The following is a 12,100-nucleotide window of genomic DNA, read 5'->3' as shown; positions in this document are numbered from 1 at the left end:
GCATGACGACAGGTGACGAGGGGAGCGCCGGGCCGGACGCGGAGGTGATACAGCTCTACGGGGAGCCGTTCGACTCCGGCTTCGCGCTGGCGCAGGAGCACCAACTGGCGGCGGATCACGGGGCCGCGTCCGCCGTGTACGAGCAACTGCTCGCGATGGCCGAGTCGGTCGAGGACTCGCCCGACGTGCGGTTCCTCCGGGCCCATCTGCTCTCCGACCTCGCGAGCGTCCGGCTCACCGCCACCGACCTGACCGGTGCGGAGGACGCCGTCGAACGGTCCCGCCGCCTCCTGGACGGCATCGCGTCCGAGCCGATGGGACCGCGCGGCCGTCAACTGTGGCTGGAGGTGCTGCTGAAGACGCTGCTCTGCGGGGCCGACCTGCTGCGCAGGTCCGGGCGCCTGGACGAGGCGCTGGCGTCTCTGGACGAAGCGGCGCTCCGGCTGCCCGAATTCGAGGACGTCGAGGGGCTGCGCGCGTCCGAACTCGGCCTGAACCGGGTCCACTTGCTGATGGAACGCGGCGAGTGGGGAAGAGCCGAGGAGCACGCCTCGGCCCTGCTGTCCACGATGCCGGAGACCGTGGCGGAGACCGCTAAGGAGGCCGCGAAGGAAGCCGGGGCGGAACCCGGAGCGGAGGCCGCGACGGAACCCGGAACGGAGAGCGCGACGGAACCCGGAGCGCAGGCCGCCGCACGTCCCGTACTGGAAACCGTGCCCCGCCTCCTGACCGCCCTCGGTCTGATCTGCTCCTCGACCGGGCGGTACGACCTGGCCGAGGACTACTTCACCCGCGCGGAGGACGGTTTCCGCGCGCTGGGGGACGTCGGCGAGCAGCGGACGCTGGTCGTCCACCGCGCGTACACCGCGATGCACCGGGGCGAACCGGACCTCGCGGAACGGCTGTTCGCCGAGGCGGCGGCGGTCTTCGCCCAACAGGAGCGCTTCGGTGACCTGGCGGTCTGCGAACAGGCCCGCGGGTACCTCGCCGGTCTGCGGGGCGACGCCACCCGCGCCGCCGGCCTGCTGGAGTCGAGCCTGGCCCGCTTCGAACGCCTCGGTGCCGTCATCGCCGCCGCCGACACCATGCTGCTGGGCGCCCAACAGGCGTACGACCGGGGCGACATCACCGAGATGAAGCGGCTGGCCCAGCAGGCCCGCGACGCGTACCAGGCGCGGGAGGTGTACGAGCGGTGCGCGCAGGTCGACCTCCTGCTCGCGAAGACCCTGGAGCACAATCTGAACGTCACGGACCACGGCGCCCGCGAGCCGGAGTCCGTCGGCACCGCGCTCTCCCTCGCGCTTCCCGCCGCACTCGCCCTGGAGGCCGCGCGCTACGACTTCGCCACCGCCCACGCCCGCAGCCAGTGGCTCCAACTCGCCGACGACGCCATGGCGTTGGCCTTCCGGCTCGCCGTACGACGCCAGGACCAGGGGCTCCTGTTCGAGCTGGTGGAGCACCGCTGCGCGGGCGCCTCCCTGGCCCTGGACCGTACGACGGCGTCGGCCACGCGCACCGGGGCCGCCGGGCCCGCCGTCTTCCCCGGCGCGGCCGTGAAGGTCTACGGGCCCGGCGGGCGCGACGGCTCCGCGCCCACGCTCGGCGGTGTGGCGGCGGACGCCGCCGCCTCCGCGGGACTGCGCGTCGCGCCGCCGCCGAAGGTGCGGATGTCGGCGGAGTCAGGCCGCGTCGCGCTCCAGGAGTACGTCGCCGCGGCCGAGTTCCGCTATCAGCGGCGGATCGTGGACGAGGAGGAGGTGCCGTTCTGGGTCACCGACGACCTCACGGCCCGCCCGGTGGTCCAGATCCGGCTGGCCGACGCCGACGACCTGTTCATGGCCTGGACGTGGGCCGGCGGAGTGCGCGGTTTCGGCACGGGCCACGGGCCCGCCGACGAAGTCGACCGCGCGGTGGGCGCGTTGGCCGCCGCGCTGCCGGGGGCGGGCGACGGGGCGGAGGGAATGCGGCGCGCCTTCGCCACGGGCGCGCTGACCGACCGCGAGGCCGAGCACCGGCTCGCGCGGGAGCTGGCCCGGGCGCTGTGGCCCGAGGGGCTGACGGAGCAGATCCGGCAGGTCGCGGCGCGGGCGGGCCGTCCGCTGATCCGTATCCAGCCGTCGCCGAGGGTGGCGCAGGTCCCCTGGGAACTGCTGGCCGTCGACGACACCGGCGACGTACGGCTCATCGAGCTGGCGGACGTCGTGACGACCGCACCGGCGTCGTTGCGGCGGACGCGGGTCACCGGCGCGGGCGCCGACGCTCGGGACGACGACGCTCGGGACGCCGACGCCCCCGTCGCCGTGCCCCACGGCGAAACCGGCGCCGTCGTCCTCGTCCTCGACCCCCGCGTGCCCGGCTTCCGGGCCGACTCCCCGCTCGGCTCGGTCCTCGGACCGCCCGGCTCCGACCCGGAGTTGCTGTCCCTCGTCCGGCGCCGCCTCGACGCGGGCGCGGTCGTACCGTCCGTGGCCGCGCCCGCCGAGGCGTTCCGCCGTACCGACCTCGACCGGGACTGGCTGAGCGGGGCGCTGCGGAAGCGGCCACGGCGGCTGATGTACGTCGGGCACGTGAGCGGCGCGCCGGTCGAGGGCGGGCAGAGCGAGGACGGCACCCTGCATCTGTGCTGCGGGCCCGGCACCGACGGCCTCGCCGAGCCGGTCCGCACCCACCGGCCGCTGTCCGCCAAGGACCTGCTGCTCGGCACGCTCCCCCTGCGCGCGGACGGCGAGCCGGGCGCCCGCATCTGGCCCGCGCCGCCGCGCGTCGCCCTCATCGGCTGCGAGAGCGGCGGCGACCTGCGCTTCGCCGAGTCGTTCGGGCTGGCGACCGCGATGCTCCACAACGGCGCGGAGCTGGTCACCGCCGCGCGCTGGCCGCTCCCGACCAGCTTCGCCTTCCACCGCCTCGGCGGCCTGCCGGAGGCCGTACGTCCCCTGACCGACGCGGTCCTCGCCGTGGACGCCGCCCACGAAGACCCGGACCCCGTACGCCACTTCACCGGCTGGCAGCGCGAACGGCTCAGCCGCTGGCGTGCCACCGGCCGCGTCGAGCACTCGCCCCTGCTGTGGGCCGCCCTGACCTCCATCGTCGTCTGACCGCCGCTGCGGCCCGGCGCGGGCCGCGGCCGTAGCGCTTACCGGCGCGTGGCGCCGGGCGGCCCGAGGAGACTGCCCATGCCCGCCACGACGGACGGCGCGACCTTGTAGTACACCCAGGTCCCGCGCCGCTCGGAGGTGAGCAGTCCGGCCTCGCGGAGCTTCTTGAGGTGGTGGGAGACCGTGGGCTGGGAGACGCCGACGTCGGAGATGTCGCACACGCACGCCTCGCCGCCGTCGTGCGAGGCGATGAGCGAGAAGAGCCGCAGCCGTACGGGGTCGCCGAGCGCCTTGAACATCGCCGCGGTCCGCTCGGCCTCCTCGGCCGTCAGGGCGCGCTCGCTCAGCGGCGGGCAGCAGGGCGCGGTGTCCGCCGCAGGCGCGGGGAGCGGCTCGGTTTTCGACATGCGTCTATGTTGACACATGTCGAATCAGGGCGGCGGCCAGGACGTCGGGAGCGACGGATTCGACGGACATCTAATTTGACGGTCATCGATTCAGGTGCCACGCTGGCGGCACAGGACATCGACAGATGTCGAATCAGAGAGTCCGGGCGTCCGAGACTCCCGAGCGTCCGGGACTCCGGGACTCCGGGACTCCGGGACTCCGGAGCGTCCGGGACTCCGGGAGCCAGAGACCTCAGAGGGGAAGCACCGTGAGCGCGTCCACCACCGCCCCGCCCGCCGTCGTGATCGGAGCCGGTCCGACCGGCCTCGCCGCCGCCGCCCACCTGACCGCGCGCGGTCAGGCCGTCCTGGTACTGGAGACCGGGCCCCGCGCCGCCCACGCCGTACGCGGCTGGGCGCACGTACGGCTCTTCTCCACCTGGGCCGAGCTGACCGACCCCGCCGCCGAGAAGCTGCTCGCCCCCACCGGCTGGACCAGGCCCGACCCGGCGGCGTACCCGACCGGCGGCGACTGGGCCGAGCGCTACCTCCAGCCGCTCGCCGACGTCCTCGGCGACGCCGTCCGCTACGGCGCCACGGTGACCGGCGTGTCCCGCGTCGGCCGGGACCGGATCGTGGACGCCGACCGCGAGCGGCAGCCCTTCACCGTCGACTACGTCCTCGCCGACGGACGTGAGGAGCGCGTCCTCGCCTCCGCCGTCATCGACGCCTCCGGCACCTGGACCCTGCCCTCCCCCGCGGGCGCCAACGGGCTCCCGGCCCTCGGCGAGCGCGCGGCGGCCGACCGTATCGCCTACCGCGTCCCGGACCTCAACGACCCTTCCGTACGGGCCCGTTACGCCGGGAAACGCACCGCCGTCATCGGCTCCGGCGCCTCCGCCTTCACCGCGCTCGCCACCCTGGCCGACCTGGCCGAGGCCGACGGCGGTACGGGCACGCACGCGGTGTGGGTGCTGCGCCGCGGCCTGTCCGGCTCGACCTTCGGCGGCGGGACCGCCGACCAGCTCCCCGCGCGCGGCGCCCTCGGCCTCGCCGCGAAGGCCGCCGTGGACGACGGGCACGCGGACGCCGTCACCGGCTTCCGCACCGACGCCGTCGAGCGCGCCGCCGACGGCCGCGTCGTCCTGGTCGGCGACGACGGCCGCCGCCTGGACCCGGTGGACGAGGTCGTCGTGCTCACCGGCCTGCGCCCCGACCTGTCGTTCCTGTCCGAACTCCGCCTCGGCCTGGACGAACGCCTCCAGGCACCGGTCGCGCTCGCCCCGCTCATCGACCCCAACCAGCACTCCTGCGGCACGATCTACCCCCACGGGCACCGCGAACTGGCCCACCCCGAGAGCGGCGTCTACCTCGTCGGCATGAAGTCCTACGGCCGCGCGCCCACCTTCCTCGCCATGACCGGCTACGAGCAGGTCCGCTCGGTGGCCGCCGCCGTCGCCGGAGACCTCGAAGCCGCCGACCGCGTCGAACTCACCCTCCCCGACACCGGAGTCTGCGGCGGCGCGGGCCTCTACGACGAAGCCGACGCCGACGCCGACGCCAACGCCGGTCAGGGCGGCGGCTGTTGCGCCCCGACGCCGCGACTCGTCCAGCTCGGCGCCGGGGCACCGGCGGCAGTGGCGCAGGAGGGCCCGGCGGGCTGCTGCTGAGCGGGCCGCGCCACGGGTCGGGCCACGGGGGGGTCCGGGCGCGGGGTCCGGTCGCGGGTCCGGCCACAGGTCCGGTCGCGGGGGTCCGGCCACGGGGGTCCGGCCGCGCCATCAAGGAGTGCGGCCGAACGGTCAAGCCGCGGCGGCCCGCGCCCGTGAGACTGGGCGCATGACCTCAGAGAGCTATGCGACCAGTACCGAGCCGACGGCGGTCCGCGGCACGGACGACCCGTCCGTGGAGGCCGCCGCGGGCGGCGGACCCGGCGCGGCCTCCTGGGCCCCGGTCGCGGCGCTCACGCTGGGGATCGGGGCCCTGGTCGGCAGCGAATTCCTGCCCGCGAGCGTGCTGCCCGCCATGGCGTCGGACGTCGGCGTCAGCGAGGGCACGGCGGGGCTGGCCGTCGCGGCCACGGCGATCGCGGGCGCGCTCACCGCGCCCACCATCGCCGTGCTGCTGCCGCGCACCGACCGCAGGACCGTACTGATCGGCCTGCTCGCCGCCGCCGTGCTGTCCAACGCGGTGGTGGCGGTGACGCCGAACTTCCCGCTGCTGCTCGCGGGCCGCCTGCTGCTGGGCGTGGCCATCGCGGGCTTCTGGTCGTTCGCGCTCGGGGCGGGGACGAGCGCGGCGCCGGGGCGCGACCACGTCGTGTCCACCAGCCTGGCGCTGGGCGTGAGCGCGGCCACCATCGTCGGCGTACCGCTCTCCTCGGTCCTCGGCGACGCGGTGGGCTGGCGGCCGGTGTTCTGGGCCGCCGCGGGCCTGAGCCTGCTGGCGCTGGCCGCCGTGGTGGCGACGCTGCCGCCGGTGCCCGCCCAGCCGGGGGCGGGCCTCGGCATGCTCCGGCAGGCGCTGGCCAACCGGCGGCTGATGGCCGGGGTGGGCTGCATCGTGCTGCTGGCCTTCGGCAACTTCGCCGCCTACCCGTACATCCGGCTCGCGATCGAACGGGTCACCTCGGGTACGACGGTCTGGCTGCTGCTCGGCTGGGGTGTGGGCGGCCTCGCGGGCAACCTCGCCGCCGGAGCGCTCTCCCGCCGCCTCGGGCTCGCCGTCGTCGTCGCGCCCGTCCTGCTCGGCGCGAGCCTGCTCGTGCTGGGCACGACCTCCGGGCTCCCCGTCGCGGTCGTGGCGATCGTCGTCTGGGGCTTCGGCTTCAACATGGTCCCGGTCGCCACCCAGTTGTGGGTCACCCGCGCCGAGCCGAAGCGCGTCGAATCCGCCCTCTCCTTGCAGGTGACCGCCTTCCAGGTGGCCATCACGGCCGGCTCCGCGATCGGCGGCGCCGTGGTCGACAACGGCGGCGTACGCGGCGCCCTCCTGGTCGGAGCCGCCGCCGCACTCGCGGGCAGCATCGGCTTCGGCCTCCTCGCCAGATCCCGGGCCTGAACGACCGGTACGCGGCCCGCCGCTACTCCACGGAGCCGCCGCCGCAGGCCGTACCGGCTTCGGCCTCCTCGCCAGATCCCGGGCCTGAACGGCCGGTACGCGACCCCCGCTACTCCCCGGACCCGCCGCCGCAGGCGGCATCGGCTTCGGGGGGCCGCGCGGACCCCGGGTGGGAGCGCCAGGACTGGGGCGGTCGGCCGTGGTCGGCGGAGAAGGCGCGGCTGAAGGCGGCGGCGGAACCGTAGCCCACGGTGAGGGCGATCCGTTCGACCGGCTTGTCCGTACCGGCGAGGAGTTCGCGGGCGTGCCGCATCCGTACCTCGCGGAGCACCTGCGCGGGGCTGCGGCCCAGCTCGCGGCGGAAGCGCTCGCTCAGGGACGAGCGGGACAGGTGCGCGAAGCGCGCCATGCTGTCCACCGTCCAGGCCCGCCCGGGATGCGCGTCGAGCGCCGACACCAGCGCGGTCAGGCGCGGGTCCGAGCGCTGCCGCGCGCTCTCCTCGACGGCCTGCACCATGGCGGCCTGGATCAGCCCGCCGTAGCTCGCGGCGAAGAGCGGATGCCCGTGCCTCGGGTCCAGCGGGCACATCCGCACCAGCTCCACGATGCCGCGGTTGCGCCCCGCGAAGTCCCGCGCCACCAGCGGACTCGGCATCGGCGGCACCGCCCGCAGAGTGCCGACGGCCACCTCCGCGCGGGTCGGCGCGACGAGCCGGTACGTGGTCCTGGCGTCCACGTGGAAGGCGTCCCCGGCACACAGCGCCTCGGCGCCCGCCGCCGTCTCCAGCCGCGCGTCGCCGTCCAGGACCAGCGCCCAGATCGCGCCGTCGCCGCCGTCCAGCCGCTCTCCCGGGCCCAGTCGGCGGACCGTCACGGCCACCATGTCCCACGTCGGCACACCGCGCACACCGCCGAGGGGCGCGGCCGACCCATCCACCAGCGTCATGCACCGGCAAGCGCTCGGGCCGCCCGCCCTATTCCTCGGCGGCCCGGTACGGCTACGGGGTCCGGCGGACCGGCGGCGGTCCGAGGCGGGCGAAGGAGCGGGTGAGGCCGCGCTTGAGGAGCGCGGACAGCGGGCGTTCCACCAGCCGGTGCACGAGGTAGCTCAGCAGCAGCATCGCGCCGATGAGCGCGGCGACCAGCAGGCGCGGGTCGGCGCGGTCGCGCAGGTAGTGGATGGCGGTGGTGCCCGCGGCGTAGTGGACCAGGTAGAAGGGGTAGGTCAGGGAGCCCGCGGTGGCGAGCCACCTCCACTGGAGGCGGTCGGTGAGACCGACGGCGACGCCGACCATGAAGAGCAGGAAGACGGTGTAGAGCAGGAGCGCGCCGCGCCAACTGGAGACGTGCTCGACGGTGTCGACGCGCTGGGCGATCTCGCTCTGGGCCATCAGCCAGGACATCCCGAGGATGCCCCACAGCAGCAGGTCCTGGCCGAAGCGGTGCATCAGGTACAGGGCGAGGCCCGCGATGAAGTACCAGGCGGCGTCCGGGTTGGCGAGCAGCGTCAGCGCGGGCGTCCCGGCGACGGGGGCGAGGGCGGCGGCGACGCCCCACACGCAGCAGAAGACGACGACCTTGCGGTAGGTCAGACCGGTGGCCACGACGAGCAGGAAGATCAGGTAGAAGCGCAGCTCCGACCAGAGGGTCCAGTAGACGCCGTCGACGTCGGCGATGCGCGAACCCTGTTGCAGCATCGAGAGGTTGAAGAGCGTGTCGCGCGCGGAGGCGGGCGCCTTGAAGACCGCGGGCCACAGCGTGAGCACGGCGGCGGTGAACAGCACGCCGAACCAGTACGCGGGGTAGAGCCGGATCACCCGGGAGACGAAGAAGTCCCGCGGTCCGCGCCCCCAGCACGACATGCAGATCACGAATCCGCTGATGACGAAGAAGATCTCGACGCCGATCCAGCCGTAGGACGACACGCGGAAGACGGCCGGGAAAACGTGGGAGGCCGGGCGGTCCCAGACCGGATTGTTCGGCTGGTTCACGCGGTTGGTGCCCACGTAGTGGTGGAGCGCGACCATCAGCGCGGCGCACAGCCGCAGCGCGTCGATCACGTACAGCCGGGGGCGGCGCGCGGGCGGGGCCGGTACGGCCAGGGGTCCCGGCGCGGGCAGCGCCTCGGCGGCGGGGCGTTCCTCGGTCCGCAGCACCCCGCCGGCCGCCGGGCCGCCGCGGCCCCCCGGCCAGTCGTCGCCGGAGCCGCCGCCCGCATGCCTCATGTGCTGATTCCGCCAGTTCGGGTCCGTGGTCAGGGCTTCCGTCCGCGCTCTCCCGCGCGCTCCGGAGCACTTCAACGTAGGGCGGTCGCTCGGCGCGAAACCAGGCCCGCGGGCCGGGATCGGGAACGGTTCAGCAGGTTGTCATCCAGCGCTGGGCAGCCCGCAAGGAGATGACCGTACGAAATTCACCCCGGCTGCATCAGGGCCCCTCGGCCGCCCCCCGCGCCGCCGTACTTCTGCGTGCTGTTCTGCGTGGTCCCGGCCGGTGCCGAGGACTTGACTCGGCGGTGGGGCGGCGGCCGTCGGGGCCGCGGACCACCAGGTCAGGAGAGGTCATGACGGCGATCGGGAATGTCGTGCTGGTGCACGGCGGATTCGTGGACGGGGCGGGCTGGCAGGGGGTGTACGACCATCTGACGGCCGACGGCTACCGGGTGGCGGTCGTGCAGAATCCGACGCTGTCGCTCGCCGACGACGTGGCGGTCACGCGGCGGGTGCTGGACGGTCTGGACGGTCCCGCGGTGCTCGTGGGGCACTCGTACGGCGGCGCCGTCATCACCGAGGCGGGCAACCACCCCAACGTGGCCGCGCTCGCGTACATCACGGCCTTCGCGCCGGACGCGGGTGAGTCCGTCAACACGCTGATCGCCGACCCGCCGCCCGGTGCGCCGGTGCCGCCGATCCTGCCGCCGCAGGACGGGTTCCTCTTCCTCGACCGGGAGAAGTTCGCGGCGTCCTTCGCGGCCGACGTGCCCGCGAACGTGGCCGCCTTCATGGCCGACGCGCAGGTCCCGTGGGGCGTGGAGGCCCTGGCCGGTACGGTCTCCGAGCCCGCGTGGCGGACGAAGCCGTCGTGGTACCTGGTCGCGACCGACGACCGGATGATCCCGCCGCCCGCGCAGCGCGCCATGTCCGAGCGGGCCAAGGCCACCGTCTCCGAGACGCCCGGCAGCCACGCCGTGTACGTGTCCCGGCCCGCCGTCGTGGCCGCCGTCATCGCGCAGGCCGCCCAGGGCGCCAACGGCGGCTTCTGACCCCGGCCCGCCCCGCCGTGAGGCGGGTCAGGGCTGCGCGGACAGCGGGCGGCACCGGTCGGCCGCCTCCGTGTCCCCGACCTCCGCGAACACCTCGGCGGCCCGTGCGTAGGCGCGCCGGCTCCCGTCGGTCCTGCCCTCGTCGGCCAGCAGGGCGCCCAGCGTCTCCAGTCCCTCGGCGAGCCGGAAGCCGGTCAGGCGCTGCGCGTCCAGGGAGGCGATCGCCGCGGTGAGCGCGGCGATCGCCTCAGGACGGCGGCCGAGGTGCCCCAGGCACTGGCCGATGCGGATCAGGCCCAGCGGGCGGCAGTGCGCCACGACGGTCGGCGCCATCCGCGGCTCCTCGTCGTCGATGACGGCGAGAGCGGTACGGAACTGCCGCAGCGCCTCGGTGTAACGGCCCTCCTCACGCAGCGAGTTGCCGATCGAGGCGAGGGACTGCACATAGGAGTCCATGTCGCCGAGGGCCCGGAACGTCTCCGCCGCCCGGGACGCGGACGCGATCGCCTCGCCGGGGCGGCCGAGCAGGCGCGCGGCCCCGGCGGCGTACTGGTGGGACCAGGCGATCTGCGCGGTGGCGCCACCGCGTTCGGCCAGCTCCAGCGCCTCACGCGCGTACCGCAGCACCGCCCGCGGGTCGCGGGACGGCACCCAGTGGACCCAGGCCAGATAGTTGAGCTGGGCCGCCTGCTGGGCCAGGTCGCCGAGGGCCGCGGCGGCCTCGGCGCCGAGCGTGAACACCTCGCGCCAGTGCGGGCCGTGCGCCCACCGGTCGGAGAACCAGTGCATGGACTCGGCGCAGTCCAGCACGGGCGCGTACCGGCCGCGGGCCGCGGCGGCCCGCATCGCGCCGAGCCAGTTGTCCACGTTCGCCCGCAGCCAGCGTTCGGCCTCTTCTTCCGAGGCCAGGCTCGGCAGTTCGGGGTCGGGCCGGTCGGGACGGCCGTAGCCGGGTTCGAACCACCGCCCGGCCAGGGTGGCCGTCCGCAGCAGCCAGGCCGTCACCCGGTCCGCCAACTCCGCGCGCCGCGCCGGGCTCTCCTCCTCCCGCAGCCGCTCGCGCGCGAAGAGGCGGACCAGGTCGTGGAAGCGGTAGCGCCCGGCGGTGCTGTCCTGGAGCAGGCCGAGGTCGTCGAGCGCGTCCCAGGTCTCCTTGACCGGCATCCGGCCCGCGACGGCCGCCAGGTCCGCGTCGACGTCCGGCCCCGGCACGGCGGCCAGCCGCCGGAACAACGCCCGCGCGGGCGCGGCGAGTTGTTCGTACGACATCCCGAAGGCGTTGGCGATCTTGAGGTCACCGGCCGTGAGCTGGTCCAGCCGCCGCTCCTCGTCCGCGAGCCGGGCGGCGAGTTCACCGGCCGCCCAACCGGGCCTGCTGGCCAGCCGGTTCCCGATGATCCGCAGCGCGAGCGGGAGACCGCCGCACAGCTCGGCGAGCCTGGTCAGGTCGGACTCCTCGTCGGTGGCCGCGCGTTCGCCGATGATCCCGGTCAGCAGGTGCGTGGCCTCCGGGAGCGGCAGCGGGCCGAGCACCAGCCTGCGGACGCCTTCGAGTCCTGCCAGCAGCCGCCGGGTGGTGATCATGGCCCGGCCCGCTCCCCCGGCCGGGAGCAGCGGGCGCACCTGCTCCTCCGACGCGGCGTTGTCGAGGACGACCAGGACGCGCCGGTCGCGCAGGACCGACCGGTACAGGGAGGCGCGGCCCTCGGTGGCGGCCGGGATGTCCTGGTCGCCGACGCCCAGCGCGCGCAGGACGTGCCGCAGCGCCTCGTCCGCGGTCACGGGCCGCTGCGACATGCCGAGCAGGTCCAGGAAGTACACCCCTTCGGGGAAGCTCGGCCGTACGGCGTGGGCGGCCCGGACGGCGAAGGTGGTCTTGCCCAGACCCGCGGCGCCGGTGACGAGACCGACCACCCCGACGCCCGGCGCGCTCTCGGCGTACACCAGCTCGCTCATCCAGACCAGTTCGGCGGCGCGGCCGGTGAAGTCCGGTACGGCGCCCGGCAGTTCGCACAGGCCGCTCGGACGCGTCCAGTGGCCGCGCAGGCGGCCGTCCCGCGCCAGGTCGAGCAACTCCGCGCGCGCGGCGCCTTCCAGGGCGAGCGCGTCGGCCAGCGCGGTCACGGTCCGCTGCTGGGGTCCGCGGCTCCGGCCGCGCTCCATGTCCGACAGCGTCCGGGCACTGACACCGGACGCCTCCGCCAGTCGCTCGAGGGTCAGCCGCGCCGCGTGGCGATGGCCGCGCAGCACCTCGCCGAAGCCCGTACGTCCGGTGATGGCGCACCACTCCCCTCAGCTGC

The 12,100-nt window shown here is 75.1% G+C and carries 8 protein-coding genes; 4 read left to right on the top strand and 4 right to left on the bottom strand.

Going from position 1 to position 12,100, the window contains the following annotated elements; all coding sequences use genetic code 11:
- Positions 1-2: 2 nt before the first annotated feature.
- Positions 3-3,095, top strand: coding sequence for a hypothetical protein (locus ACIOC1_RS04085; protein WP_401851697.1), 3,093 nt, complete (start codon positions 3-5; stop codon positions 3,093-3,095).
- Between the two features lie 38 nt (positions 3,096-3,133).
- Here ACIOC1_RS04085 and ACIOC1_RS04080 read toward each other — a convergent pair whose 3' ends face one another.
- Positions 3,134-3,502 carry a metalloregulator ArsR/SmtB family transcription factor gene (locus ACIOC1_RS04080; RefSeq protein WP_355340076.1) on the bottom strand — a complete coding sequence of 123 codons (369 nt, stop codon included), beginning with the start codon at positions 3,500-3,502 and terminating at the stop codon, positions 3,134-3,136.
- 248 nt (positions 3,503-3,750) lie between these two features.
- Here ACIOC1_RS04080 and ACIOC1_RS04075 point away from each other — a divergent pair, with 248 nt between their 5' ends.
- Both ACIOC1_RS04075 and ACIOC1_RS04070 read left to right on the top strand, forming a co-directional pair.
- Positions 3,751-5,151: an NAD(P)-binding domain-containing protein gene (locus ACIOC1_RS04075; protein ID WP_401851695.1), complete on the top strand. Its 1,401-nt coding sequence runs from the start codon at positions 3,751-3,753 to the stop codon at positions 5,149-5,151.
- A gap of 169 nt (positions 5,152-5,320) precedes the next feature.
- Positions 5,321-6,541 carry an MFS transporter gene (locus tag ACIOC1_RS04070; protein WP_401851693.1) on the top strand — a complete coding sequence of 407 codons (1,221 nt, stop codon included), beginning with the start codon at positions 5,321-5,323 and terminating at the stop codon, positions 6,539-6,541.
- 109 nt (positions 6,542-6,650) lie between these two features.
- Here ACIOC1_RS04070 and ACIOC1_RS04065 read toward each other — a convergent pair whose 3' ends face one another.
- Both ACIOC1_RS04065 and ACIOC1_RS04060 read right to left on the bottom strand, forming a co-directional pair.
- A complete protein-coding gene (locus ACIOC1_RS04065; RefSeq protein WP_401717406.1) occupies positions 6,651-7,487 on the bottom strand; it encodes a helix-turn-helix transcriptional regulator in 837 nt (278 codons plus the stop codon).
- A 52-nt stretch (positions 7,488-7,539) separates the two neighbouring features.
- A complete protein-coding gene (locus ACIOC1_RS04060; RefSeq protein WP_401851690.1) occupies positions 7,540-8,766 on the bottom strand; it encodes an acyltransferase family protein in 1,227 nt (408 codons plus the stop codon).
- A gap of 335 nt (positions 8,767-9,101) precedes the next feature.
- Here ACIOC1_RS04060 and ACIOC1_RS04055 point away from each other — a divergent pair, with 335 nt between their 5' ends.
- Positions 9,102-9,800: an alpha/beta hydrolase gene (locus tag ACIOC1_RS04055; protein ID WP_355340061.1), complete on the top strand. Its 699-nt coding sequence runs from the start codon at positions 9,102-9,104 to the stop codon at positions 9,798-9,800.
- Positions 9,801-9,827: 27 nt separating this feature from the next.
- Here the strand turns inward: ACIOC1_RS04055 and ACIOC1_RS04050 are convergent, their stop codons facing one another.
- Positions 9,828-12,050 (bottom strand): NB-ARC domain-containing protein, encoded by a 2,223-nt coding sequence (locus ACIOC1_RS04050; protein ID WP_401851688.1) that lies wholly within the window; start codon positions 12,048-12,050, stop codon positions 9,828-9,830.
- Positions 12,051-12,100: the final 50 nt, after the last annotated feature.

The organism is Streptomyces sp. NPDC088197 (genome assembly GCF_044741185.1).
GTDB lineage: Bacteria > Actinomycetota > Actinomycetes > Streptomycetales > Streptomycetaceae > Actinacidiphila.
Note: the sequence above shows the minus strand (reverse complement) of the source record. Positions and strands in the feature narration are given on the sequence as shown.